The 26325-nt window shown below is 60.9% G+C and carries 23 protein-coding genes; 13 read left to right on the forward strand and 10 right to left on the reverse strand.

Annotated elements, in window-relative coordinates; translation table 11 throughout:
- Window position 1 precedes the first annotated feature (1 nt).
- The 4 genes from CGA21_RS12280 to CGA21_RS12295 all read left to right on the forward strand — a co-directional run bounded on the left by CGA21_RS12280 (window position 2) and on the right by CGA21_RS12295 (window position 5641).
- On the forward strand, window positions 2–1441 hold the full coding sequence (locus tag CGA21_RS12280; protein ID WP_110746791.1) for an aldehyde dehydrogenase family protein: 1440 nt from the start codon (window positions 2–4) through the stop codon (window positions 1439–1441).
- A 165-nt stretch (window positions 1442–1606) separates the two neighbouring features.
- Window positions 1607–2977 carry an MFS transporter gene (locus CGA21_RS12285; RefSeq protein WP_110746793.1) on the forward strand — a complete coding sequence of 457 codons (1371 nt, stop codon included), beginning with the start codon at window positions 1607–1609 and terminating at the stop codon, window positions 2975–2977.
- Window positions 2978–2988: 11 nt separating this feature from the next.
- Complete coding sequence (gene garD / locus CGA21_RS12290) at window positions 2989–4542, forward strand: galactarate dehydratase (protein ID WP_188264272.1); 1554 nt, start codon at window positions 2989–2991, stop codon at window positions 4540–4542.
- Between the two features lie 157 nt (window positions 4543–4699).
- On the forward strand, window positions 4700–5641 hold the full coding sequence (locus tag CGA21_RS12295) for an AEC family transporter (RefSeq protein ID WP_110746797.1): 942 nt from the start codon (window positions 4700–4702) through the stop codon (window positions 5639–5641).
- A 47-nt stretch (window positions 5642–5688) separates the two neighbouring features.
- Here CGA21_RS12295 and CGA21_RS12300 read toward each other — a convergent pair whose 3' ends face one another.
- The 6 genes from CGA21_RS12300 to gatC form a co-directional block, all read right to left on the reverse strand.
- Entirely contained in the window at window positions 5689–6069 is a 381-nt protein-coding gene (locus tag CGA21_RS12300; RefSeq protein ID WP_110746799.1) for a carboxymuconolactone decarboxylase family protein, read from the reverse strand.
- Window positions 6066–7127 carry a calcium/sodium antiporter gene (locus CGA21_RS12305; RefSeq protein WP_188264273.1) on the reverse strand — a complete coding sequence of 354 codons (1062 nt, stop codon included), beginning with the start codon at window positions 7125–7127 and terminating at the stop codon, window positions 6066–6068. Before CGA21_RS12305 ends, CGA21_RS12300 begins: the two co-directional genes overlap by 4 nt.
- 50 nt (window positions 7128–7177) lie before the next feature.
- Window positions 7178–7549, reverse strand: a complete 372-nt coding sequence (locus tag CGA21_RS12310) for a septal ring lytic transglycosylase RlpA family protein (RefSeq protein ID WP_110746803.1) — start codon at window positions 7547–7549, stop codon at window positions 7178–7180.
- 164 nt (window positions 7550–7713) lie between these two features.
- On the reverse strand, window positions 7714–9159 hold the full coding sequence (gene gatB / locus CGA21_RS12315; RefSeq protein ID WP_110746805.1) for an Asp-tRNA(Asn)/Glu-tRNA(Gln) amidotransferase subunit GatB: 1446 nt from the start codon (window positions 9157–9159) through the stop codon (window positions 7714–7716).
- A 10-nt stretch (window positions 9160–9169) separates the two neighbouring features.
- Window positions 9170–10621: an Asp-tRNA(Asn)/Glu-tRNA(Gln) amidotransferase subunit GatA gene (gene gatA / locus CGA21_RS12320; RefSeq protein WP_110746806.1), complete on the reverse strand. Its 1452-nt coding sequence runs from the start codon at window positions 10619–10621 to the stop codon at window positions 9170–9172.
- Between the two features lie 16 nt (window positions 10622–10637).
- The gene (gene gatC / locus CGA21_RS12325) at window positions 10638–10925 is read right to left on the reverse strand and encodes an Asp-tRNA(Asn)/Glu-tRNA(Gln) amidotransferase subunit GatC (protein ID WP_008054345.1); all 288 of its coding nucleotides are present in this window, start codon (window positions 10923–10925) and stop codon (window positions 10638–10640) included.
- A gap of 211 nt (window positions 10926–11136) precedes the next feature.
- Here gatC and mreB point away from each other — a divergent pair, with 211 nt between their 5' ends.
- The 8 genes from mreB to tldD all read left to right on the forward strand — a co-directional run bounded on the left by mreB (window position 11137) and on the right by tldD (window position 22435).
- Entirely contained in the window at window positions 11137–12174 is a 1038-nt protein-coding gene (mreB, locus tag CGA21_RS12330) for a rod shape-determining protein MreB (RefSeq protein ID WP_002555108.1), read from the forward strand.
- A gap of 141 nt (window positions 12175–12315) precedes the next feature.
- Window positions 12316–13461 (forward strand): rod shape-determining protein MreC, encoded by a 1146-nt coding sequence (mreC, locus tag CGA21_RS12335; protein WP_110746808.1) that lies wholly within the window; start codon window positions 12316–12318, stop codon window positions 13459–13461.
- The gene (gene mreD / locus CGA21_RS12340) at window positions 13461–13952 is read left to right on the forward strand and encodes a rod shape-determining protein MreD (RefSeq protein WP_008054347.1); all 492 of its coding nucleotides are present in this window, start codon (window positions 13461–13463) and stop codon (window positions 13950–13952) included. The genes mreC and mreD overlap by 1 nt, the downstream gene beginning before the upstream one ends.
- A 32-nt stretch (window positions 13953–13984) precedes the next feature.
- Window positions 13985–14581 (forward strand): Maf family protein, encoded by a 597-nt coding sequence (locus CGA21_RS12345; protein ID WP_110746810.1) that lies wholly within the window; start codon window positions 13985–13987, stop codon window positions 14579–14581.
- A 48-nt stretch (window positions 14582–14629) separates the two neighbouring features.
- Window positions 14630–16087 (forward strand): ribonuclease G, encoded by a 1458-nt coding sequence (rng, locus tag CGA21_RS12350; protein ID WP_110746812.1) that lies wholly within the window; start codon window positions 14630–14632, stop codon window positions 16085–16087.
- Between the two features lie 75 nt (window positions 16088–16162).
- Complete coding sequence (locus CGA21_RS12355; RefSeq protein ID WP_188264274.1) at window positions 16163–19966, forward strand: YhdP family protein; 3804 nt, start codon at window positions 16163–16165, stop codon at window positions 19964–19966.
- 159 nt (window positions 19967–20125) lie between these two features.
- Window positions 20126–20974, forward strand: a complete 849-nt coding sequence (locus CGA21_RS12360) for a carbon-nitrogen hydrolase family protein (RefSeq protein ID WP_110746815.1) — start codon at window positions 20126–20128, stop codon at window positions 20972–20974.
- A gap of 18 nt (window positions 20975–20992) precedes the next feature.
- A complete protein-coding gene (gene tldD, locus CGA21_RS12365) occupies window positions 20993–22435 on the forward strand; it encodes a metalloprotease TldD (protein ID WP_188264275.1) in 1443 nt (480 codons plus the stop codon).
- Between the two features lie 105 nt (window positions 22436–22540).
- Here the strand turns inward: tldD and yjgA are convergent, their stop codons facing one another.
- Window positions 22541–23065, reverse strand: coding sequence for a ribosome biogenesis factor YjgA (yjgA, locus tag CGA21_RS12370; protein WP_008054354.1), 525 nt, complete (start codon window positions 23063–23065; stop codon window positions 22541–22543).
- A 108-nt stretch (window positions 23066–23173) separates the two neighbouring features.
- On the opposite strand from yjgA, the gene pmbA reads away from it, so the two are divergent.
- Window positions 23174–24520, forward strand: a complete 1347-nt coding sequence (pmbA, locus tag CGA21_RS12375; RefSeq protein ID WP_188264276.1) for a metalloprotease PmbA — start codon at window positions 23174–23176, stop codon at window positions 24518–24520.
- Window positions 24521–24697: 177 nt separating this feature from the next.
- Here the strand turns inward: pmbA and CGA21_RS12380 are convergent, their stop codons facing one another.
- The 3 genes from CGA21_RS12380 to ptsN are packed head-to-tail and all read right to left on the reverse strand — an operon-like array spanning window position 24698 to window position 26313.
- Window positions 24698–24973 (reverse strand): HPr family phosphocarrier protein, encoded by a 276-nt coding sequence (locus CGA21_RS12380; RefSeq protein WP_020796637.1) that lies wholly within the window; start codon window positions 24971–24973, stop codon window positions 24698–24700.
- Window positions 24974–24988: 15 nt separating this feature from the next.
- On the reverse strand, window positions 24989–25846 hold the full coding sequence (rapZ, locus tag CGA21_RS12385) for an RNase adapter RapZ (protein WP_083348227.1): 858 nt from the start codon (window positions 25844–25846) through the stop codon (window positions 24989–24991).
- Between the two features lie 2 nt (window positions 25847–25848).
- On the reverse strand, window positions 25849–26313 hold the full coding sequence (gene ptsN, locus CGA21_RS12390; RefSeq protein ID WP_110746820.1) for a PTS IIA-like nitrogen regulatory protein PtsN: 465 nt from the start codon (window positions 26311–26313) through the stop codon (window positions 25849–25851).
- Between the last annotated feature and the right edge of the window lie 12 nt (window positions 26314–26325).

Genomic DNA, 26325 nt, shown 5'->3' on the forward strand with positions numbered 1-26325 from the left:
CGTGACAAAGCGCTACGACAATTACATCAACGGTGAATGGGTCGCCGGTGCCGATTACTCGGTCAACATCAACCCGTCCGAACTGAGCGACGCCATCGGCGATTATGCCAAGGCTGATCTGGCTCAGGTCCACGCCGCCATCGACGCCGCCCGTGCCGCCTTCCCGGCGTGGTCGGTTTCGGGCATTCAGGCTCGTCACGATTCCCTGGATAAAGTCGGGACCGAGATCCTCGCCCGCCGCGAAGAACTTGGCACCCTGCTGGCCAGGGAAGAGGGCAAGACCCTGCCCGAAGCCATTGGCGAAGTGACCCGGGCCGGCAACATCTTCAAGTTCTTCGCCGGTGAATGCCTGCGCCTGTCCGGCGACTACCTGCCGTCGGTGCGTCCGGGCGTCAATGTTGAAGTCACCCGCGAAGCCCTGGGTGTGGTCGGCCTGATCACGCCGTGGAACTTCCCGATAGCGATCCCCGCCTGGAAAATCGCTCCGGCCCTGGCCTACGGCAACTGTGTGGTGTTGAAGCCGGCTGATCTGGTACCGGGTTGCGCCTGGGCGCTTGCAGAAATTATCTCCCGCGCAGGCTTCCCGTCCGGTGTTTTCAACCTGGTGATGGGCAGCGGTCGTGTGGTTGGCGATGCGCTCGTCAACAGCCCGAAAGTCGACGGCATCAGCTTCACCGGTTCTGTGGGGGTCGGTCGTCAGATCGCCGTGAATTGCGTGTCGCGCCAGGCCAAGGTACAGCTGGAAATGGGTGGCAAGAACCCGCAGATCATTCTCGACGACGCCGACCTCAAGCAAGCGGTCGAGCTGTCGGTACAGAGCGCGTTCTACTCCACCGGCCAGCGTTGCACGGCATCGAGTCGCTTCATCGTCACCGCCGGGATTCACGACCAGTTCGTCGAAGCCATGGCCGAGCGCATGAAATCGATCAAGGTGGGGCACGCATTGAAATCCGGCATCGACATCGGTCCGGTGGTGTCGCAAGCGCAGCTTGAGCAGGACATGAAATATATCGACATCGGCCAGTCCGAAGGTGCGCGCCTGGTCAGTGGCGGCGGCCTGGTGACCTGCGACACCGAAGGCTACTTTCTCGCGCCAACGCTGTTTGCCGACAGCCAGGCCTCGATGCGCATCAGCCGCGAAGAGATCTTCGGCCCGGTGGCCAACATCGTTCGCGTAGCCGATTACGAAGCCGCACTGGCCATGGCCAACGACACCGAATTCGGTCTGTCGGCGGGCATCGCCACCACTTCCCTGAAGTACGCCAACCACTTCAAGCGCCACTCCCAGGCCGGGATGGTGATGGTCAACCTGCCGACCGCCGGCGTGGATTACCACGTTCCGTTCGGTGGGCGTAAAGGTTCATCCTATGGATCACGTGAGCAAGGTCGCTATGCGCAAGAGTTCTACACGGTCGTAAAAACGGCCTACGTCGGCTCCTGATACAGCGCAATACCTTGTAGGAGCCGGCTTGCTGGCGATGCAGGCACCGCGGGGTGTCATTTACACCGCGGCGACGCGATCGCCAGCAATCGAGCGTCGACCGGCCGTTCCTGCAGACAGCAACGTTATTACCCGCATAAAAATAATCAGTGGGAGTACATCTACATGCAATCGACCAAGAAGCCGACTCACGTCCGCTATTTGATCCTGCTCATGCTGTTCCTGGTGACCACGATCAACTACGCCGACCGCGCCACCATTGCCATCGCCGGCTCCAGCCTGCAAAAAGACCTGGGCATTGACGCAGTCACCCTCGGCTACATCTTCTCCGCATTCGGTTGGGCCTACGTGGCCGGGCAAATTCCCGGTGGCTGGCTGCTGGATCGTTTCGGTTCGAAAAAAATCTATGCGCTGAGCATTTTCACCTGGTCGCTGTTCACTGTGTTGCAGGGTTATGTCGGCGAGTTCGGCATGTCCACGGCGGTGGTTGCGCTGTTCATGCTTCGCTTTCTCGTCGGTCTGGCCGAAGCGCCGTCCTTCCCCGGCAACGCACGTATCGTCGCGGCCTGGTTCCCGACTGCTGAACGTGGCACCGCTTCAGCGATCTTCAACTCGGCGCAATACTTTGCCACTGTGTTGTTCGCACCGCTGATGGGCTGGATCGTCTACAGCTTTGGCTGGCAGCACGTGTTCATCGTCATGGGCGTGATCGGCATCATTTTCTCGGGCATCTGGCTGAAGGTTATCCACAGCCCGCGCCAGCACCCGATGATCAACGACGCCGAGTTCAAGCACATCGCCGATAACGGAGGCATGGTCGACATGGACCAGGACAAGGGCAAGGGTAAAAAGGTCGATGGTCCGAAGTGGGACTACATCCGCCAGTTGCTGACCAATCGCATGATGTTGGGCGTATACCTCGGCCAATATTGCATCAACGGCATCACTTACTTCTTCCTGACCTGGTTCCCGGTGTACCTGGTTCAAGAGCGCGGCATGACCATCCTCAAGGCGGGTTTCATCGCCTCGTTGCCGGCGATCTGCGGCTTCATCGGCGGTGTGCTCGGCGGGGTTATTTCCGATTACCTGCTGCGCAAGGGCCATTCCCTGACCTTCGCCCGCAAGGCGCCGATCATCGCCGGCCTGTTGGTCTCCAGCAGCATCGTCGCGTGCAACTACGTGGACGTTGAGTGGATGGTCGTGGGCTTCATGGCGCTGGCATTCTTCGGCAAAGGCGTGGGGGCCTTGGGTTGGGCGGTGGTGTCCGATACTTCACCGAAGCAGATCGCCGGTCTTAGCGGTGGCCTGTTCAATACCTTCGGCAACCTGGCGTCGATCACCACACCGATCGTCATTGGCTACATCATCAGTTCCACCGGTTCGTTCAAATGGGCGCTGGTGTTTGTCGGTTGCAACGCACTGGTCGCGGTGTTCAGCTACCTGGTGATCGTCGGTCCGATCAAGCGTGTGGTGCTCAAGGAACCGCCGGTCAACGGTCCTGAAGCATCCGGTAAATTGTCTCAAGCGCATTCCTGAGGAGCGGCGTCATGCAGTTGATTGAACATTCCGATTCGCCGCGCTACATCCGCCTGCACGAGCGGGACAACGTGGTGATCGTGGTCAATGACCAGGGGGTGCCGGCCGGCACCGAGTTTTCCGATGGCCTGGTCACTGTCGACTTCGTGCCACAGAGCCACAAGGTCACCCTGGAAGACATTCCCGAGGGTGGCCAAGTGGTTCGTTACGGGCAGGTCATCGGGTACGCCCTGCAGCCGATTCCCCGTGGCAGTTGGGTCAAGGAAGATCAACTGCGCATGCCAACCGCGCCGCCGCTGGACAGCCTGCCGCTGTCCACCGAGGTGCCGGCCGCGCAGGCACCGCTTGAAGGCTTCACCTTCGAGGGTTACCGCAACGCCGACGGCACCGTCGGCACGCGCAACATTCTGGGCATCACCACGACGGTGCAATGCGTCACCGGCGTGCTGGATCACGCGGTCAAGCGCATCAAGGAAGAACTGCTGCCCAAGTACCCGCACGTCGATGACGTGGTGGCGCTGACCCATAGCTATGGCTGTGGCGTGGCGATCACCGCCACCGACGCCTACATCCCGATTCGCACTGTGCGTAACCTGGCGCGCAACCCGAACCTGGGTGGCGAAGCGCTGGTGATCAGCCTGGGTTGTGAAAAATTGCAGGCCGGGCAGGTGATGCACGAGGGCGATGCCTCGGTGGATCTGAGCGAGCCGTGGTTGTATCGCCTGCAGGATTCCAGTCACGGTTTTACCGAGATGATCGAGCAGATCATGGAGCTGGCTGAAACCCGTTTGAAGAAGCTCGATCAACGCCGCCGGGAAACCGTGCCCGCGTCCGATCTGATACTGGGCATGCAGTGCGGTGGCAGTGATGCGTTTTCCGGGATCACCGCCAACCCGGCGCTGGGCTATGCCTCGGACCTGTTGTTGCGCGCGGGGGCGACGGTGATGTTTTCCGAAGTCACCGAAGTGCGCGATGCGATCTACCTGCTGACCTCCCGTGCGCAAACCAAAGAAGTTGCTCAGGAACTGGTACGGGAAATGGACTGGTACGACCGTTACCTGGCCAAGGGCGAAGCGGACCGTAGCGCCAACACCACGCCGGGAAACAAGAAGGGCGGTTTGTCGAACATTGTCGAGAAGTCCCTGGGTTCGATCGTCAAGTCCGGCAGCAGTGCTATCACCGGTGTGCTCGGCCCAGGCGAACGGTTCAAGGAAAAAGGCCTGATCTTCTGCGCGACCCCGGCCAGTGACTTTGTCTGCGGCACGTTGCAGTTGGCGGCGGGGATGAACCTGCACGTGTTTACCACCGGGCGCGGTACGCCTTACGGGCTGGCCATGGCGCCGGTGGTGAAGGTATCGACCCGGACTGAGTTGGCGCAGCGCTGGCCGGACCTGATCGACATCGACGCCGGGCGGATTGCCACCGGACGTGCCTCCATCGAGGAACTGGGCTGGGAGTTGTTCCACTACTACCTGGATGTGGCCAGCGGCAAGCAACAGACGTGGGCTGAAAAACACAAGCTGCATAACGACATCACGTTGTTCAACCCGGCGCCGATTACCTGAGACCGCATTATCGTTCTTCGCGAGCAGGCTCGCTCCCACAGTGGAATGTATTCCAGTGGGAGCGAGCCTGCTCGCGAAGGCGATCTAGCAGGCGCCGGAGTCCTCAGTGGCTTATCATTAGCCTCCTAACGACGCCCACCTCAAGGTCCTCCCCGGCATGCTGGCAATTTTCCTCGAAACCCTGAACATCACCGCACCGGTGTTCGCCATGCTGTTTCTGGGAGTGTTGCTCAAGCGCATCGACTGGATCAACGACAACTTCATTCACACCGCCTCGTCCCTGGTGTTCAACGTCACCATGCCGGCGCTGCTGTTTCTGGGCATCCTGCATGCCGACTTGCACGCCGCATTGCAACCGGCGCTGCTGATCTACTTCTCCCTCGCGACCCTGGTGTGCTTTGCCATTGCCTGGGGCTGGGCCATTTTCAGGTGCCCGCGCGAAGACCGGGGGATCTACACCCAGGGCGCTTTTCGCGGTAACAACGGGGTGATTGGCCTGGCACTGGCCGCGAGCATGTACGGCGACTACGGCATTTCCCTCGGGGCGATCCTGGCGGCGCTGGTGATCCTGTTCTACAACACGCTCTCGACCATTGTGCTGGCGGTGTACAGCCCGGTGATCAAGTCTGATCCGTGGAGCATTTGCAAAAGCGTTTTCAGCAATCCGCTGATCATCAGCGTGATTGCGGCCGCGCCCTTTGCCTACTTCAAGATCAGCTTGCCGGGATGGCTGGAGACGTCCGGCCAGTATCTGGCGCAAACCACCTTGCCGTTGGCGTTGATTTGCATCGGCGGCACGCTGTCGCTGGCGGCGATGCGAAAAAGTGGCTCGATGGCCCTCAGCTCGAGCCTGGTGAAAATGCTTGGCCTGCCAATCCTGGCAACGCTGGGCGCGTGGCTCTGGGGCTTTCGCGGTGCGGAGCTGGGGATTCTGTTCCTGTACTTCGGTAGCCCGACCGCCGCCGCCAGTTTCGTCATGGCCCGGGCAGCGAATGGCAATCATGAACTGGCGGCGGCGATCATCGTGATCACCACGCTGATGGCGGCGGTGACCACCAATGTCGGGATCTTTTTGTTGCAGTGGGGTGGGTGGATCTGAAAATCAAAAGATCGCAGCCTGCGGCAGCTCCTACAGATGCGGCGGAATTATTCCGGCTTCTGGTAGCTATCGATAACGTCCTGCGCCGCCCGAAACGCATCGATCGCCGCTGGCACACCGGCATACACCGCGCAATGCAGTAGCGCTTCGCGTATCTCTTCCACGGTGCAGCCGTTGTTCAGCGCGCCGCGCACGTGGCCTTTCAATTCCTGCGGGCACTTCAGCGCCGTCAGCGCTGCGAGCGTGATCAGGCTGCGGGTTTTCAAGGGCAGGCCTTCGCGATTCCAGACTCCACCCCAGGCATGTTCGTTGACGAAATCCTGCAGCGGCTGGGTGAACTCGGTAGCGTTGCCCAGTGCGCGGTCGACAAAGGTGTCGCCCATCACTTGGCGACGTACTTCAACGCCGGTTTTCTTGTTCTCGGTCATGGCAATTCCCTCTTATGGTGTTGGCGACGCCAGGCGCGCAATGACGTGAACAACAAGAACGCCACCAGCGCTGGCAGGACGAAAAACAGCATCAGGTGTTCAAGCTTGCCAGCCAGCGGCATACCGGTGGTGAACGACACCACGTGCAGTCCGTAAGCCAGGTACAAGCCCAGGAACAGCAGGCCTTCGGCGCGGGTCACGCGGTAACCGGAATAGAACACCGGCAGGCATAGCGCCGCGACGCCAAGCATCACCGGCAGGTCGAAATCCAGGGCGTTTGGCGATACCGACAGCGGCGCTGGCGCGACTAGCGCGGTCAAGCCCAGCACGCCCAGGAGGTTGAACAAATTGCTGCCAATCACGTTGCCCACGGCAATATCACGCTCGCCGCGCATTGCGGCGATCAACGAAGTGGCGAGCTCAGGCAGTGATGTGCTGACAGCGACGATGGTCAGGCCGATGATCCGCTCCGACAGCCCAAGATCGGTGGCGACCGCAACGGCAGCCCCCAACAGCAGGTGCCCGGCGTACACCAGCATCGCCAGCCCGGCGATAATCATCAGCAGGCTACTCAGCCATGGCGCCTGGCCGTTGTGCTCATGGCTCGAAACCGGGCGCGCCGAATGCCGTGACTGGCGCAGCAACAAGCCCAGGTAAATCGCCAGTGCCATCAACAGCATCACGCCATCGGCACGGGTCAGTTCTTCATTCCAGGCGAGTACGAATACCAGCAGGCTGGCGCCGATCATCAGGGGAATATCCAGGCGCACCAGTTGACGTGACACCCGCAACGGGATGATCAGCGCCGACAATCCGAGGGTGACGAGGATGTTGAAAATGCTGCTGCCGATCACACTGCCCACGGCAATGTCGGCGTTGTGCGCCAGGGTGGCTTGCAGGCTGACCGCCATCTGCGGTGCGCTGCTGCCGAGGGCGACGATGGTCAGGCCGATAATCAGTGGGCGTACATGCAGGCGTGCTGCCAGGCGCACGGCAGCGCGCACCATCACTTCGGCGCCGGCGATCAGCAACGCCAGCCCGCTGAGCAATTCAATCACGCTGATCAGGGGTAAATCGGCTAGTCCGAAAATGGTCGGGGCTCCGTCGGTCAGTCGAGGGCTTGCACGCGAACCCGCGCGGTGCCGTTCTTGAGCATGCCCAGTCGTTCGGCGGCTTCATGGGACAAATCAATCAGGCGGCCACGGGTGTGCGGTCCACGATCATTGATGCGCACTACGCAGGATCTGTTGTTGTTCAGGTTGGTGACCTTCACCCGTGTACCGAAGGGTAGCTGGCGATGGGCGGCGGTCAGGGAATTCTTGTCGAAACGCTCGCCACTGGCGGTGCGTTTGCCTTGGTGTTTGGCGCCGTAATAGGAGGCAACGCCGGTTTTGTCGTAGCCGTGCGGGTCGACGGTGTCGGTGCTGGCGCAGCCAGCGAGCAGGGAGAGCAGGGCGCAAAGTCCAAGTAGGCGCTTCATAGAAGTTTTCCCGAAACAAAAGTGGGAGCGACGGTGCGGCGATCCGACCTGCTCGCGAATGCCAATCTGACAGTCAACTTTGTGTTGAGTGCCAAACCCCATTCGCGAGCAGGCTCGCTCCCACAGTAAAATGGAGCCAGATTTTAGAGCTGGCTCCATTCCGGTTAGCCTTCGAGCTTGCTTTTCAGCAGTTCGTTGACCTGTTGCGGGTTGGCCTTGCCTTTGGATGCCTTCATGGCCTGGCCGACGAAGAAGCCGAACATCTTGCCGCGCTTGGCTTCGTCTGCCGCGCGGTATTGCTCGACCTGCTCGGCATTGGCCGCGAGCATTTCGTCCAGCACCGCCGAGATCGCGCCGGTGTCGGTCACTTGCTTGAGGCCGCGCTTTTCGATGATCTCGTCTGCGCTGCCTTCGCCGTTGGCCATGGCTTCGAACACCACCTTGGCGATCTTGCCGGAGATGGTGTTGTCCTTGATGCGCAGCAGCATGCCGCCCAGTTGCTCGGCCGAAACCGGCGACTGCTCGATATCCAGGCCTTGCTTGTTGAGCAGGCTGCCCAGTTCAACCATGACCCAGTTGGCCGCCAGCTTGGCGTCGCCGCCGATGCTCGCGACCTTCTCGAAGTAGTCGGCTTGTTCGCGGCTGGTGGCCAGCACGCTGGCGTCATAGACCGACAGACCGAATTGCTCCTGGAAGCGCTCGCGTTTCTGCGGTGGCAATTCGGGCAGGGTGGCGCGTACGTCTTCGAGGAACGAGTTCTCGATCACGACAGGCAGCAGGTCCGGATCGGGGAAGTAACGGTAGTCGTTGGCTTCCTCCTTGCTGCGCATCGGACGGGTTTCGTCCTTGTTCGGATCGTAAAGGCGAGTCTGCTGGATCACCTTGCCGCCGTCTTCGATCAGCTCGATCTGACGCTGGATTTCGCTGTTGATCGCCTTCTCGATGAAGCGGAACGAGTTGACGTTCTTGATCTCGCAGCGCGTACCGAACTCGACCTGGCCCTTTGGACGGATCGATACGTTGCAGTCGCAACGCAGCGAGCCTTCGGCCATGTTGCCGTCGCAGATGCCCAGGTAACGCACCAGTGCGTGGATCGCCTTGACGTAAGCCACGGCTTCCTTGGCGCTGCGCATGTCTGGCTCGGAGACGATCTCCAACAGTGGCGTGCCCGCGCGGTTCAGGTCGATGCCGGTGGCACCGTTGAACTCTTCGTGCAGGCTCTTGCCGGCGTCTTCTTCCAGGTGCGCGCGGGTGATGCCGACACGTTTGACCGTGCCGTCTTCCAGGGCGATGTCCAGGTGGCCCTTGCCGACGATCGGCAACTCCATCTGGCTGATCTGGTAGCCCTTGGGCAGGTCCGGGTAGAAGTAGTTCTTGCGGGCGAACACGTTGTGCTGGCCGATCTCGGCGTCAATCGCCAGGCCGAACATCACCGCCATGCGCACCGCTTCCTGGTTCAGCACCGGCAGTACGCCAGGCATGCCCAGGTCGATAAGGCTGGCCTGGGTGTTCGGCTCGGAACCGAAGGTGGTGGAACTACCGGAAAAGATTTTCGACCGGGTGGTGAGCTGGGTGTGAATCTCCAGCCCGATCACGACTTCCCATTGCATGTGTGTCTCCTCAGAAGCCGGTTGGGGTGCGGGTGTGCCAGTCAGTGTTCAACTGATACTGGTGGGCAACGTTCAACAGGCGACCTTCCTGGAAATACGGGGCGAGCAGTTGCACGCCCACTGGCAGGCCATCGACAAAACCGGCCGGCATCGACAGGCCTGGCAGGCCGGCGAGGTTGGCGGTGATGGTGTAGACGTCTTCCAGGTAGGCAGCGACCGGGTCGCTGTTCTTGGCGCCGAGTTTCCAGGCCGGGTTTGGCGTGGTTGGGCCGAGAATGATGTCGACCTCGTTGAAGGCCGCCATGAAGTCGTTCTTGATCAGGCGACGGATCTTCTGCGCCTTCAGGTAGTAGGCGTCGTAGTAGCCGGCAGACAGGGCATAGGCACCGACCATGATGCGGCGCTGCACTTCTGTGCCGAAACCTTCGCCACGGGAGCGCTTGTACAGGTCTTCCAGGTTTTTCGGGTCTTCGCAGCGATAGCCGAAGCGCACGCCATCGAAACGCGACAGGTTGGAAGAGGCTTCCGCCGGGGCGATCACGTAGTACGCAGGAATCGCGTGCTGCATGTTTGGCAGGCTGATTTCCTTGATCACGGCACCGAGTTTTTTCAGCTCTTCGACGCTGGCCATCACCAAATCGGCGATGCGCGGGTCGAGTCCGGCGCTGAAATACTCTTTCGGCACGCCGATGCGCAGGCCTTGCAGCGAGCCGTTGAGGCTGGCGCTGTAGTCCGGCACGGGTTCGTCGATGCTGGTGGAGTCGTTCGGATCGAAGCCGGCCATACCTTGCAACAAAATTGCGCAGTCTTCGGCAGTGCGCGCCAACGGGCCACCCTGATCAAGGCTGGAGGCGTAGGCGATCATGCCCCAACGCGATACGCGACCGTACGTCGGCTTCAGGCCAGTGAGGTTGGTCAGCGCCGCTGGCTGGCGGATCGAACCGCCGGTGTCGGTGCCCGTGGCGGCAGGTAGCAGGCGAGCAGCCACTGCAGCAGCGGAGCCGCCGGAGGAACCGCCCGGCACGTATTCCAGGTTCCACGGGTTTTTCACCGCACCGTAGTAGCTCGACTCGTTGGCCGAGCCCATGGCGAATTCGTCCATGTTGGTCTTGCCCAGGGTCACGGCCCCGGCAGTGGCCAGCTTGGCGACGACGGTGGCGTCGTACGGTGCCTTGAAGTTGTCGAGCATCTTCGAGCCGCAACTGGTGCGGATGCCCTGGGTGCAGAACAGGTCCTTGTGGGCGATCGGCGCACCCAGCAGGGCGCCGCTCTCACCATTGGCCCGGCGTGCGTCGGCGGCTTTTGCCTGCGTGAGCGCCAGGTCTTCGGTGAGGCTGATGAAACTGTTGAGCTGTGGGTCGAGCTGGGCGATGCGCGCCAGCAGGACTTTGGTCAGCTCTTCGGAGGAAAACTTTTTATCGGCGAGTCCGCGGGCGATCTCGGCCAGAGTCAATTGATGCATTGCAGGCTCTTTCCCTTTAGTCGATGACTTTCGGAACCAGGTACAGGCCGTTTTCGACCGCTGGTGCGATGGACTGGTAGGCCTCGCGATTGTTGCTCTCGGTCACGACGTCTGCACGCAGGCGCTGGCTGGCTTCCAGTGGATGGGCGAGCGGCTCGATACCATCGGTATTCACCGCCTGCATTTCGTCGACCAACCCGAGAATGCTGTTGAGGGCCGAAGTGATGTGTGGAAGATCGGCATCATTAAGGCCAAGGCAGGCCAGATGAGCGATTTTTTCCACGTCGGAGCGTTCAAGCGCCATTGGGATTCTCCAGTGGAAAACAAGACGGACGGCGTCCGTGTGTTAGATTGTCGGAACACTACCGCACTTCTACGGTCATATGGCCGCGATTGTGGGGTTTGGTGCACAGAAAAACGGCCAATTTAACATATTGGCGCCTTGCCCAAAATCCCTGTCGTTGTTAGAGTTTGCCGCACTTTTTTACCCACGCGTTGCCTAGGGTCCCTTTCCCATGTTCAAGAAACTGCGTGGCATGTTTTCCAGCGATCTTTCCATTGACCTGGGCACTGCCAACACCCTTATTTACGTGCGTGAGCGCGGTATCGTCCTGAATGAGCCATCGGTTGTGGCCATTCGGACACACGGTAACCAGAAAAGTGTCGTTGCTGTCGGCACCGAAGCGAAGCGCATGTTGGGCCGTACGCCGGGCAATATTGCTGCCATTCGTCCGATGAAAGACGGCGTGATCGCCGACTTCAGCGTCTGCGAAAAGATGCTGCAGTATTTTATCAACAAGGTTCATGAAAACAGCTTCCTGCAGCCTAGCCCTCGTGTGCTGATCTGCGTTCCATGCAAGTCCACCCAGGTTGAACGTCGCGCCATCCGTGAATCGGCGCTCGGTGCCGGTGCCCGTGAAGTGTTCCTGATCGAAGAGCCGATGGCTGCTGCGATCGGTGCCGGCTTGCCGGTTGAAGAAGCCCGCGGTTCGATGGTCGTGGATATCGGTGGCGGTACCACCGAAATCGCGCTGATCTCGCTCAATGGCGTGGTCTATGCCGAATCCGTACGGGTAGGTGGCGACCGTTTCGACGAAGCGATCATCACGTATGTGCGTCGCAATTACGGCAGCCTGATCGGTGAGTCCACTGCCGAGCGCATCAAGCAGGAAATCGGTACCGCTTACCCGGGTGGCGAAGTTCGCGAAGTCGACGTTCGTGGCCGCAACCTGGCCGAAGGCGTTCCACGCGCATTCACCCTGAACTCCAACGAAGTGCTCGAAGCGCTGCAAGAGTCGCTGGCGACCATCGTTCAGGCCGTGAAGAGCGCTCTGGAGCAGTCGCCGCCGGAGCTGGCTTCCGACATCGCCGAGCGTGGCCTGGTGCTGACCGGTGGTGGCGCCTTGCTGCGTGACCTCGACAAGCTGCTCGCACAGGAAACCGGCCTGCCGGTGATCGTTGCCGAAGACCCGTTGACCTGCGTTGCTCGCGGCGGTGGCCGTGCATTGGAAATGATGGATAAACACACCATGGACCTGCTCTCCAGCGAATAAGTCGCCGGATCGCCTCTATGCTGTGAGCGCGCAGGCGGCACTTTGCAGTGCTGCCTGTTCGCGTTTATCTTCTGTCGTCTGCATCCAGGCCGGTTTGATGCCGTATGAATAAAGAGAACATTTGCCTGGGAGGAGCGGCTTATTAAACCGCTTTTCACCAAGGGTCCCTCACTGGGCGTGCGCTTGTTGGTGCTGGTCGTGCTGTCGGTCGCGCTGATGGTGGTCGATGCCCGCTTCACACTGCTCAAGCCAGTGCGTAGCCAGATGTCGCTGGTGTTGATGCAGTCTTACTGGATCACCGACCTGCCGCAGCGGCTATGGCAGGGTGTGGCCAGCCAGTTTGGCAGCCGCACCGAACTGATCGCCGAAAACGAAAAGCTCAAGAGCGAAAACCTGCTGTTGCAAGGGCGCATGCAAAAGCTTGCCTCCCTTACCGAGCAGAACGTTCGGCTGCGCGAGTTGCTCAACTCTTCGGCACTGGTGAACGAAAAGGTCGAAGTGGCTGAATTGATCGGCATGGACCCCAACCCGTTCACCCATCGCATCATCATCAACAAGGGTGAGCGCGACGGCGTGGTGCTCGGGCAGCCCGTGCTCGATGCCCGTGGCCTGATGGGCCAGGTGGTCGAGTTGATGCCCTACACCTCCCGCGTCCTGCTGCTGACCGATTCCACCCACAGCATTCCGGTGCAGGTCAACCGCAACGGCCTGCGCGCCATTGCCAGCGGCACCGGCAACCCGGAACGCCTTGAATTGCGCCACGTGGCCGATACCGCCGATATCAAGGAAGGCGACCTGTTGGTCAGCTCCGGCCTGGGTCAGCGTTTCCCGGCAGGTTACCCGGTGGCGACGGTCAAGGAAGTGATCCACGACTCCGGCCAGCCGTTCGCCATTGTTCGCGCCGTACCGACCGCCGCCTTGAACCGCAGCCGTTATTTGCTGCTGGTGTTCAGCGACACTCGCACTGCCGAAGAGCGCGCCAACGACGCTGCCCAAGCCCAGGAAAGCCTGGATGCGCAGGGTGGCGGGCCGATCATTCCGGCGACCGTGCCGAGACCGGCGGTTGTACCGGCAGCAGTCGCGGCTCCGGCTGTTCCGGTGACGCCAGCGGCTACTCCGGCGGCCACGACCCCGGCCAAGCCTGTCGCCAAGCCTGCCGCCAAACCCACTACGACTGCGCCCGCCAAGCCACCGGCGGCACAACCCGCTGCCGTCAAGCCCGCTGCTGTCAAGCCTGCTGCCAAACCGCCTGTCTCCGCACCGGCTACCACTGGGGGACGAGAATAATGGTCGGTGTCACAGCTTCTCGAAACGGCTGGATCGTCTGGCTGACATTTGCCGTCGGCATGTTGCTCAGCGTATCGCCGTTGCCGCAATTCATGGAGATCCTGCGTCCCCTGTGGCTGGCCTTGCTGCTGGCGTTCTGGGCGCTGGCGCTGCCGCAGAAAGTCGGGATGGTCACCGCCTGGTGCCTGGGCTTGGCCGAGGACGTGTTGTACGGCACGCTGCTGGGCCAGAATGCGTTGATCCTGACGCTCATCACCTACCTGGTGCTGGCGCTGCAACAACGCCTGCGAATGTTCCCGATGTGGCAGCAGAGCCTGGTGATCCTGGTGATCTTCGGCCTTGCCCAACTGGTGCAACTATGGCTCAGCGCCCTGACTGGCAATCGCCAGCCAACCCTGGCCCTGGTATTGCCGGCACTGGTCAGCGCGTTGCTCTGGCCCTGGGTCAGCTTCGGTTTGCGCGGATTGCGTCGACGCTACAAAATCAATTAATTCGTTCGGGCATTAGACAGGGAGAGGTCTTGATGAAACGGTTGTACCTCGCCTCTGGCTCACCGCGTCGGCGTGAACTGCTCACGCAGATCGGCGTGCCGTTCACCGCCATCAGCGCGGATATCGATGAAACCCCTTTGACCCATGAATCCCCGTCGGCCTATGTCGAGCGCCTGGCGCGTGGCAAGGCCGAGGCCGGACGCGGCGCAGTCGCGTCTGATGCATCCTGCTGCGTGCTCGGTGCAGATACCGCCGTGGTGCTTGATGGAAAAATTCTTGGCAAACCGGTTGATGAAGGCGACGCATGCGCCATGCTGAAGATGTTGTCGGGGCGCGAGCATCAGGTCCTGACCGCGATTGCGCTGCTCGATTTTGATCGTTGCGAGTCGTTGGTGGTCACCAGTCACGTACGTTTTCGTGAGATCAGCCCTGATGAGGCGGCGGCCTACTGGGCCAGCGGCGAACCTCGGGACAAGGCCGGTGGCTATGGCATTCAAGGGCTGGGCGCAGTGTTTGTCGCCGGGCTCACTGGGAGTTACTCGGCGGTGGTTGGACTGCCGTTGTGCGAAACCGCGCAACTGCTCGGCCATTTCGGCATACCCTGTTGGCAACCCAATAACGCACGCTAAGCGTCGTACCCGGCCATTATTGTGAACATGCCTGAACGAGACCCTGCCATGAGTGAAGAGATCCTGATCAACATCACGCCGATGGAATCGCGCGTGGCGGTGGTCGAAAACGGTGTCCTGCAAGAAGTTCATGTCGAGCGCACGCAAAAGCGCGGGATCGTCGGCAACATCTACAAAGGCAAGGTCGTGCGGGTATTGCCCGGCATGCAGGCGGCGTTCGTCGATATCGGCCTGGACCGCGCCGCGTTCATTCATGCATCCGAAATCTCCTTGCGTGAAGGTCCGGCCGTCGAGAGCATCAGCGCGTTGGTGCACGAAGGCCAGAGCCTGGTGGTGCAAGTCACCAAGGATCCCATCGGCTCCAAAGGTGCGCGCCTGACCACGCAGCTGTCGATTCCTTCACGTTACCTGGTGTACATGCCGCGCACCGCCCACGTCGGTATTTCGCTGAAAATCGAAGACGAAGCCGAGCGCGAGCGCCTCAAGCAAGTGGTCACCGATTGCGTGGCCAAGGAAGGCATCAAGGAAGCGGGCGGGTTCATCCTGCGCACGGCGGCCGAAGGTGCCGGTGCCGATGAAATCCTCATGGACATCCGCTACCTGCGCAGGTTATGGGACCAGATCAGCGAGCAGATCAAGACCATCAGCGCGCCGAGTGTGATCTACGAGGATCTCGGCTTGGCGCTGCGCACGCTGCGCGACCTGGTGAGCCCGAAGATCGAGAAGATTCGTATCGATTCCCGAGAAACTTTCCAGAAAACCACGCAGTTCGTTGCCGAATTGATGCCAGAAATCGCAGATCGTCTGGAACACTACCCGGGCGAGCGACCGATTTTCGACCTGTACGGTGTCGAAGATGAAATCCAGAAGGCCCTTGAGCGCAAAGTCCCGCTGAAGTCCGGCGGTTATCTGGTGGTCGACCCGGCGGAAGCCATGAGCACCATCGACGTCAACACCGGGGCGTTCGTCGGGCATCGCAATCTTGAAGAAACCATCTTCAAGACCAACCTCGAAGCGGCAACCGCCATTGCCCGACAATTGAGGCTGCGCAACCTGGGCGGGATCATCATCATCGACTTCATCGACATGGAGGATGAAGAACACCAGCGCCAGGTCCTGCGCACGCTCGAGAAGCAACTGGAGCGCGACCACGCCAAGACCAACATCATCGGCATCACCGAATTGGGCCTGGTGCAGATGACCCGCAAGCGCACCCGCGAAAGCCTCGAACAGGTGCTGTGCGAGCCGTGCACCAGTTGCCAGGGGCGTGGCAAGCTGAAAACCCCGGAAACCATTTGCTACGAAATCTTCCGCGAAATCCTGCGTGAGGCTCGCGCCTATCAGGCGGAAGGCTATCGTGTATTGGCGAACCAGCGAGTTGTCGATCGTCTGCTTGATGAGGAGTCGGGTAACGTCGCCGAACTTGAAGTATTTATCGGGCGCACCATTCGGTTCCAGGTCGAAACCATGTATTCCCAGGAACAATACGACGTCGTGCTGCTCTGAACTGCTTCGTCCTGAATTTTCCTGAATGGCTGGCCTCAGCTGTCTGCAGAACTTTTGCCATGGGAGCCACCTGACATGGAGCGTCTGACACGCATATTGGCCGCACTGACCCGCTGGGGTCTGGGCCTGTGCGCGTTGGTTTTGGTGGTGATGGCGTTGTACGTCAGCCTGGGCCGGGAACTGGCGCCGTTGGTGGCCGAGTACCGTGGCGAAGTCGAAACCAAGGCCAGCGAAGCCTTGGGCATGCCCCTGCAAATCGGCGAGCTGAAAGGCAACTGGAGTGGCTTCGCGCCCATTCTGTCGGCTCACGACGTGACCGTAGGCGAGGGTGCCAACGCCCTGCACCTGGAAAACGTGCGGGCTGTCCCGGACCTGTGGGAGAGTCTGCTGGCCCGCGAGGTGCGCATCGCCAATCTGGAGCTCAATGGCCTGAAGATCAGCCTCAAGCAAGGCGATGACGGTGCCTGGGCGCTGGAAGGCTTGCCGGTCAAGGACGATCAGCCTCTCGAGCCGGAGCAGTTACTCAATCGCATGCAAATGATCCAGCAACTGTCGGTGCTCGACAGCCAGGTCACGTTGCAGCCTTGGGGAGAATCGCCGCTGACCCTGACGTACGTCGGCGCGACGCTGAAAACCGGCGCATCCCGCCAACGACTCGATGCCCGCTTGACCCTGCCCGATGGCCAGCCATTGGCCTTGAGTGTGCGCACCCGTATTCGTGCCAGCCAGTGGCAGGACGGCGAGGCGCAAGTCTATGTGAGCTTGCCGCAAAGCGACTGGTCGAAATGGTTGCCCGAAACCCTGACCCAGCAGTGGAATTTCTCCGAACTCAAGGCAGGTGGCGAGCTGTGGGCAACCTGGGGCAAAGGCGCCTTGCAAAGCGGCGCCGTGCGGTTGAATGCGCCGCAATTCAAGGGGGCCTATGCCGAACGCAAGCCGATCCAGATCAACAATCTGGCGCTTAACGGTTATTTTCAGCGCAGCGCCGAGGGCATGCTGGTAACGGTTGACTCCCTGGCCATGAACCTTGGCGAGACCCGCTGGGAATCACGACTGCAATTGAAGCAGGCCACGTCCTCGGACAAGACGCAAAACATCTGGCATCTGCAGGCCGACCGTCTCGACCTGACACCACTCACGCCGGTGCTCAACGCCCTGGCGCCATTGCCGGAAGGGGTCGCCACGGTGGTCGAGCGGCTCAAGGTCACCGGTGGGTTGCGCAACGTGCTGATCGACGTGAAGCCCAATGCCACCGATGACAGCCGGTTCAGCTTCGCAGCCAACCTTGATCGTGTCGGTTTTGATGCGTATCACGGTGCCCCAGCGGCGCGAAATGTAACGGGCAGCATCAGCGGCGACCTTGGCCATGGCGAGTTGCGCATGGACAGCAAGGATTTCATGCTGCACCTGGACCCGATTTTCGCCAAGCCATGGCAATACATCCAGGCCAACGCGACCTTGACCTGGAAGCTCGACAAGGAAAGTTTCACGCTGATCGCGCCGTACCTGAAGGTACTGGGCGAGGAAGGCAAGATCGCTGGCGACTTCCTGATCCGCCTGTTTTTCGATGAGGCTCGGGAAGACTACATGGACCTGCGGGTGGGGCTGGTGGATGGCGACGGTCGCTACACCGCCAAATACCTGCCGACCGTCCTCAGCCCGGCGCTGGACGAATGGCTGCGCACGGCGATTCTCAAAGGTGCGGTGGATCAGGGATTCTTCCAGTACCAAGGTTCGTTGAACCACGGCGCGGAGGAAACGGCACGCAGCATCAGTCTGTTTTTCAAGGTCCACGATGCCGAGCTGGCGTTCCAGCCTGGCTGGCCGCATGTCAGCAAGGTCACGGGTGACGTATTCGTTGAAGACAGCGGCGTACGGATTCTGGCCAGCAAGGGGCAATTGCTCGACACCCAGGTCCGCGATATCTACGTCAACATTCCCCACGTGCCCGCCGGACAAAACAGTCACCTGTTTCTCGATGGCGCGTTCGCCGGTGGATTGGGTGATGGCCTGAAAATCCTCAAGGAAGCGCCAATAGGCACTGCCGAGACTTTCGCGGGTTGGGAAGGCGAGGGCGATCTGCAAGGCAAGCTGAAGCTGGATATTCCGCTGGCCAAGGGCGAACAGCCGAAAATCCTGGTTGACTTCAAGACGGCAAAGGCCCGTTTGAAACTGCCCGAGCCCCCCCTCGAGCTGACCCAGCTCAAGGGTGACTTCCGTTTCGACAGCACCAAAGGCTTGAGTGGGCAGAACATCAGTGCGCGCGCCTTCGATAAACCGGTCACTGCGCAAATTTTCGCCGACGGTCGTGAAGGCAAGCTCAACACCCGGGTCACCGCTTCCGGGCAGGTCGAAGTCAAGAAACTCAAGGACTGGCTGGGCGTGACCCAGCCGTTGCCAGTGAGTGGGGTTATCCCATACCAACTGCAACTGACCCTCGATGGTGCCGATAGCCAATTGATGGTCAATTCCAGTCTAAAGGGTGTGGCGGTCGATCTGCCGGCGCCCTTTGGCCTGGCGGCGGATGTCGGGCGCGACACTTCGTTTCGCATGACCCTGCAAGGAGCGGAGCGGCGCTATTGGGCAAATTACGGGGAGCTGGCGAGCTTCACGTTTGCTGCACCCACCGGCAATTTTGCCGGCGGCCGCGGTGAATTGTTCCTCGGCAATGGCACGGCCGCGCTGCCCGGGGCCAAGGGTTTGCGCATTCGTGGCGTGCTCTCGGAACTGGATGTCGGCCCCTGGCAGGATCTGGTGAGCAAGTATGCCGGCCAAGACCCCGGTGGCAACGCCAAGCAGTTGCTCAGCGGAGCGGACATCAAGGTCGGCAAGCTCAGCGCCTTCGGTACCACCCTGGATCAGGCAGTGGTGCAGCTGACGCGCAAACCGTCCTCGTGGGCCCTGCAACTCGACAGCCAGCAGGTCAAGGGCAGCGCCAGCATCCCCGATGCCAAGGCGGCGCCGATGGTGATCAACCTGCAAACGGTGCGCCTGCCCGCCCCGGATCCAAAGGTCCTGGCCGACGAAAACTCGCCGGACCCCCTGGCCTCGGTGGACCCGACCAAGATCCCGGCGCTGGATATCACCATCAATCAGTTATATCAGGGCAACGACCTGGTGGGCGCCTGGTCGCTGAAGGTGCGTCCGACGGCCAGGGGGATCGCACTCAACTCGCTGGACATGGGCCTCAAGGGCATGTTGTTGCAAGGCAGTGGCGGATGGGAAGGTCCGCCTGGTGCCAGCACCAGTTGGTACAAGGGGCGGATCAGCGGCAAGAACCTGGCGGATGTCCTCAAGGGCTGGGGCTATGCGCCGAGCGTCACCAGCCAGGAATTTCACATGGATGTCGACGCCCGCTGGCCGGGCTCGCCGGCATGGATGGGGACCAAACGTCTCTCTGGCACCCTTGATGCGTCGCTCAAGGAAGGCCAGTTTGTCGAGGTCGAAGGCAGTGCCCAGGCGTTGCGTGTGTTTGGCCTGCTCAACTTCAACTCCATTGGCCGCCGCTTGCGCCTGGACTTCTCCGACCTGTTCGGCAAAGGCCTGAGCTATGACCGGGTCAAGGGCCTGCTGGTGGCGACCAACGGCGTGTACGTGACCCGGGAGCCAATCCGCCTGACCGGTCCATCAAGCACCATCGAGCTCGACGGCACCCTGAATATGGTGGCCGATCAGATCGATGCGAAACTGCTGGTGACCCTGCCAGTGACCAACAACCTGCCCATCGCCGCGCTGATCGTCGGCGCACCGGCGATCGGTGGGGCGCTGTTCCTGATCGACAAGTTGATCGGTGACCGTGTGGCGCGCTTCGCCAGTGTGAAGTACACCGTCAAGGGGCCGTGGAAAGAACCGAAAATCACCTTCGACAAGGCTTTTTGACGCCATCCTCCAAACCTATGGAGTAGCATGGCCTTAACTCCACTGTAGGAGCTGCCGCAGGCTGCGATCTTTTGATCTTGACCTTAAAAGCAACATCAAAAGATCGCAGCCTGCGGCAGCTCCTACAGGTATGCGTTGGTATCCGATCAGGGAAAGGCCATGTCTGTAGCGGTAATTCAAATGGTCAGCCAGAGCGACGTGCGGGCCAATCTGGCCCAGGCGCGTCAGTTGCTGGAACAAGCGGCCGCGGGCGGTGCGAAATTGGCTGTACTGCCGGAAAATTTCGCCGCCATGGGCCGGCGCGACATCGCCGACATCGGTCGCGCCGAGGCGTTGGGCGAAGGCCCGATCCTGCCCTGGTTGAAACAGACGGCCCGCGACCTCAAGTTATGGATTGTGGCGGGCACCTTGCCGTTGCCGCCGGTGGATCAACCGACGGCCAAGGTGCATGCCTGCTCGTTGCTGGTTGACGATCAAGGCGAAACGGTCGCTCGCTACGACAAGCTGCACCTGTTTGACGTGGACGTGGCAGACAATCGCGGCCGTTATCGCGAATCCGATGACTATGCTTATGGCAGTGGGATCGTGGTTGCGGATACGCCGGTCGGGCGAGTCGGCCTGACGGTCTGTTATGACCTGCGCTTCCCGGAGCTCTACAGTGAATTGCGTGCTGCTGGCGCGGAGCTGATTACCGCGCCGTCGGCTTTCACCGCCGTCACCGGTGCCGCGCACTGGGATGTGCTGATTCGTGCGCGAGCCATCGAAACCCAGTGTTATGTGCTCGCGGCCGCCCAGGGTGGAACGCATCCTGGGCCGCGGGAAACCTGGGGGCACGCGGCAATCGTCGACCCATGGGGACGGGTGCTGGCACAACAGGATCAAGGCGAGGCCGTGCTGTTGGCCGAACGCGATAGCAGCGAACAGGCGTCCATCCGGGCGCGGATGCCGGTGTCCAGTCACCGGCGCTTTTTCTCGCAGGGCGCCCAGCGGCCTGCCTCAGAACGATGAATTTAAGGCGTAAAGCATATGAGCGAGTTGTTGTCCTCAGTCAGTGAGCACCTCCTGGCACCCGGTGGCGTAACGATCGAAAGCCTGCAAGGTGTGCTGGGCGACCTGGCCGGCCCTGGCATCGATGCCGCCGACCTGTATTTCCAGGGGCAGATTTCCGAGTCCTGGGCGCTGGAAGACGGCATCGTCAAGGAAGGCAGCTTTAACCTCGACCAAGGGGTTGGTGTTCGCGCGCAATCCGGTGAGAAGACCGGCTTTGCCTACAGCAATGCCATCACCCTGGAAGCTCTGGGCGCGGCGGCCCGTGCCGCCCGGTCGATCTCCCGGGCCGGACAGAATGGCACCGTGCAAGCGTTCACCAGCCAGGATGTGGCGCAGTTGTATGGGCCGGACAATCCGCTGGAAGTGCTGAACCGTGCCGAGAAAGTCGACCTGCTCAAGCGCATCGATGCCGCCACCCGTGCCCTTGATCCGCGTATCCAGCAAGTCACCGTGAGCATGGCCGGAGTCTGGGAGCGGATCCTGGTGGCGTCCACCGATGGCGGCCTGGCGGCGGATGTGCGGCCACTGGTGCGTTTCAACGTCAGTGTGATAGTAGAACAGAACGGCCGTCGCGAACGCGGTGGTCACGGCGGTGGCGGGCGTACCGATTACCGCTATTTCCTGGCTGAAGATCGCGCCATGGGTTATGCCCGTGAAGCGCTGCGCCAGGCGCTGGTCAACCTGGAAGCCATTCCGGCGCCGGCCGGAACCCTGCCGGTGGTGCTGGGTTCCGGCTGGTCGGGCGTGCTACTGCATGAAGCGGTCGGCCACGGTCTGGAAGGCGACTTCAACCGCAAGGGCAGTTCGGCCTACAGCGGGCGCATGGGCGAGAGAGTGGCGTCCAAGCTGTGCACCATCGTCGATGATGGCACCCTGGCTGGTCGTCGTGGCTCCTTGAATGTTGACGACGAAGGCACGCCAACCGAGTGCACCACGCTGATCGAAAACGGCGTACTCAAGGGCTACATGCAGGACAAGCTCAACGCCCGCCTGATGGGCGTGGCCCGCACCGGTAACGGTCGTCGCGAATCCTATGCGCACCTGCCGATGCCGCGCATGACCAACACCTACATGCTGGCCGGCGAAAGCGACCCGCAAGAAATCATCGCATCGGTGAAGCGCGGCATCTACTGCGCCAACCTCGGCGGCGGCCAGGTGGACATCACCAGCGGCAAGTTCGTGTTCTCCACCAGCGAGGCGTACCTGATCGAAGACGGCAAGATCACTGCCCCGGTCAAAGGCGCGACGTTGATCGGCAACGGTCCGGAGGCCATGAGCAAGGTGTCGATGGTCGGTAATGACCTGGCGCTGGACAGCGGTGTGGGGACGTGTGGCAAGGATGGGCAGTCGGTGCCGGTGGGTGTCGGCCAGCCAACGCTGAAGATTGATGCGATCACCGTGGGTGGCACGGGCGCTTAGGGACATACATCCCCCTGTAGGAGCTGCCGCAGGCTGCGATCTTTTGCTTTTTAAAAGATCAAAAGATCGCAGCCTGCGGCAGCTCCTCCAGGGGATGGACGTTAATCAACGCAGGCCGCGTTGAGTCTCGTCCAGCTCACGGATGTACTTGAAGATTTTACGGCTGGATGCAGGAGGCTTGTTTTGCGCAACCTCGTGCTGGGCCTGACGGATCAGGGAACGCAATTGCTGGCGGTCCGCGTCCGGGTAGTCGACGACGAATTTTTCCAGTACGGCATCGTCGCCGGCGATCAGGCGATCGCGCCAACGTTCCAGGTTATGGAAGCGTTCGTTGTACTGGCGAGTGGAGGCATCGAGTTGATCGAGCAAAACCAGAATCGCGTCAGTGTCCTGATCGCGCATCAGTTTGCCGATGAACTGCAGGTGCCGTTTACGCGCGATGTTCGCGGTGTGCTTGGGCGCATCGGCCAGGGCCCGGCGCAAGGCGTCGGTCAACGGCAGTTTTGCCAGCAAGTCAGGCTTGAGCGTTGTAAGGCGCTCGCCGAGGTCAACCAGAGCATGCAGCTCGCGTTTAACCTGGGATTTGCTTTTTTCTCCCGTATCGAGGGAGTCGTCGTAAGAATCAACCATGGTGGCCGTCCGCAAAGAAACGCCGCCATGATAACCAGTCGGGGGCCGCTTGTCCGGCCCGGTCGCTCGATGACCGTTACCGAAAGCAGAATTTGAGTGGAGAACAGCATGAGTGCAGTTGAAAGCGTCGGCCCACAAGCGTTGCCGGCACTGCAAGAACAAGTCGAGCAAATCATCGCTGAAGCCAAGCGACAGGGCGCCAGTGCCTGTGAAGTGGCGGTGTCCCTCGAGCAGGGCCTGTCGACCACCGTTCGCCAGCGCGAAGTCGAAACCGTCGAGTTCAACCGCGATCAGGGTTTTGGCATCACCTTGTATGTCGGTCAGCGCAAGGGCTCGGCCAGTACGTCGGCCAGTGGGCCAGAGGCGATTCGCGAAACCGTTGCCGCTGCCCTGGCTATCGCCAAGCACACCTCTGAAGACGAAGCCTCGGGCCTGGCGGATGCCGCGCTGATGGCCCGGGATGTCCAGGATTTCGACCTGTTCCACCAATGGGATATCACCCCGGAACAGGCGATCGAGCAGGCGCTGGCCTGTGAGGCCGCGGCGTTTGCTGCCGACAGCCGCATCAGCAATGCCGATGGCACCACCCTGAGCACGCACCAGGGCTGCCGTGTCTACGGCAACAGCCACGGGTTTATCGGCGGTTATGCGTCGACCCGGCACAGTTTGAGTTGCGTCATGATCGCCGAGGCTGATGGCCAGATGCAGCGCGATTATTGGTACGACGTGAATCGCCAAGGCAATCTGCTGGCCGATCCGGTGAGCATCGGCCAAAAAGCCGCGCAACGCGCGGCGAGCCGCCTGGGCGCGCGACCGGTGCCGACGTGCGAGGTGCCGGTGCTGTTTTCCGCGGAGCTGGCCGGCGGGTTGTTCGGCAGCTTCCTCTCGGCTATTTCCGGTGGCAGCCTGTACCGAAAGTCCTCGTTCCTCGAAGGTACGCTGGGGCAGAAGCTGTTTCCGCAATGGCTGACCATCGACGAGCGTCCGCACCTGATGCGTGCCATGGGCAGTGCGGCGTTCGATGGTGATGGCCTGGCGACCTACGCCAAGCCGTTCGTCGAAAAAGGCGAATTGGTGTCCTATATTCTTGGGACCTATTCAGGCCGCAAGCTTGGCATGCCGAGCACCGCCAACGCTGGCGGTGTGCATAACCTGTTCGTCAGCCATGGCGATGAGGACCAGGCCGCCCTGCTGCGTCGCATGGGGCGTGGTCTGTTGGTCACCGAATTGATGGGCCAGGGCCTGAACATGGTGACCGGCGATTACTCTCGTGGTGCGGCGGGTTACTGGGTCGAAAACGGCGAGATCCAGTTCGCGGTGCAGGAAGTGACCATCGCCGGCAACATGCGTGACATGTTCAAGCAGATCGTAGCCGTGGGCAATGATCTGGAACTGCGCAGCAACATTCGCACGGGCTCGGTGCTGATCGAGCGGATGACGGTGGCGGGCAGCTAAGCTTCGCCCTCTGGATAAAAAGGCGCGCCACCCATTGGGTGGCGCGCCTTTTTGTGGGGTTTGGCAAAACCTTTGGGAGCTGGCTTGCCAGCGATGGCGCCAGAAAGATCATCCTGATTCAAGGCTGCCTTCGCCAGCAGGCCCCGGCTCGGACCGAGTTCGGACGGTCCTTGACCTTTACTCGCCTTCGTCGAAATAGTTATTGATCAACGCCACCAGCGCATCCAGCGCTTCCTGTGCCTGCTCGCCTTCCGTGCTCAAATGAATCTTGGTGCCCTTGCCGGCAGCAAGCATCATCATTGCCATGATGCTTTTACCATCGACGGTGGTTTCCGGCGTGCGTCCTACCCTGATCGTGCAATCCTTGTATTGGCCAGCGACCCCAACGAATTTTGCCGAAGCGCGGGCATGCAGGCCCAGCTTGTTGATGATTTCGATTTCCAGAGCAGGCATCGCGGTGTGAATCCTTTAGCTGAGGTCGCGGTGGCGAACCTGGACATTCTTCAGGGATTGCTGCAGGACCTGGCCAAGACGTTCAGTCAGGTAGACGGAGCGGTGATGGCCGCCGGTGCAGCCAATGGCAATGGTGACATAGGCGCGGTTGCTGGCGGCAAAACGTGGCAGCCATTTGAGCAGGTACGTAGAAATGTCCTGGAACATTTCCTCCACGTCGGGTTGTGCCGCCAAGTAGTCGGCCACCGGTTGGTCTAGCCCGGACTGCTCGCGCAGTTCCGGCTTCCAGTAAGGATTGGGCAGGCAGCGCACATCGAATACCAGGTCGGCGTCGACCGGCATGCCACGCTTGAACCCGAACGACTCCACGAGAAACGCCGTACCGGGTTCCGGTTGGTTCAGCAGGCGCAGCTTGATGGTATCGCGCAGTTGATACAAATTCAGGCTGGTGGTGTTGAGCTTGAGATCGGCAAGGTCGGCAATCGGTCCGAGCAGGGTGGTCTCGTCGTTGATCGCTTCGGCCAGCGAGCGGTTGGCGTTGCTTAGCGGGTGACGCCGACGGGTTTCCGAGAAACGTTTGAGCAGGGTTTCCTCGTCGGCATCCAGGTACAGGACATCGCACTGGATGTGGCGACTGCGCACTTCTGCCAGTAACTCGGGGAACCGCGACAGGTGGCTTGGCAGGTTGCGAGCATCGATGGACACGGCAACCAGTGGTTGCGCCAGTTCGGTGTGTATCAGCGCTCGCTCGGCCAATTCAGGCAGCAACCCGGCAGGCAGGTTGTCAATGCAGTAGTAACCGTTGTCCTCGAGGACGTCGAGGGCGGTACTTTTACCGGAGCCAGAACGGCCGCTGACGATGATCAAGCGCATGATTAATGACCGTTTTGCTCGTCCAGGACAACCTGATACAAGGCTTCATTGCTCGGGGCGCTGCGCAGTTTCTCACGCACTTCCTTGCGGTCGAGCATGCTGGCGATCTGGCGTAACAGCTCCAGGTGCGCATCGGTAGCGGCTTGCGGGACCAGTAGCACGAACAACAGGTCAACCGGAGCGCCGTCGATGGCGTCGAAATCGATAGGGGCGTCCAGGTGCATCAAGGCACTGATGGGCGCATCACAGCCCTTTAGACGGCAGTGGGGAATGGCGATGCCGTTACCAAAGCCGGTGGAGCCGAGTTTTTCACGGGCGACCAGGCTCTCGAAAACATCCTGCATGGCCAGATCCGGCACTTCGCGATGGATGAGGTTGGCAATTTGCTCGAGGGCTTTCTTTTTACTGCCGCCCGGCACGTTCACCAGGGAACGGCCGGGGGTCAGGATGCTTTCAAGTCGGATCATGGGTTGGGAGTG

It is taken from the genome of Pseudomonas sp. PSB11 (assembly GCF_014596605.1).
Classification (GTDB): Bacteria; Pseudomonadota; Gammaproteobacteria; order Pseudomonadales; family Pseudomonadaceae; genus Aquipseudomonas; species Aquipseudomonas umsongensis.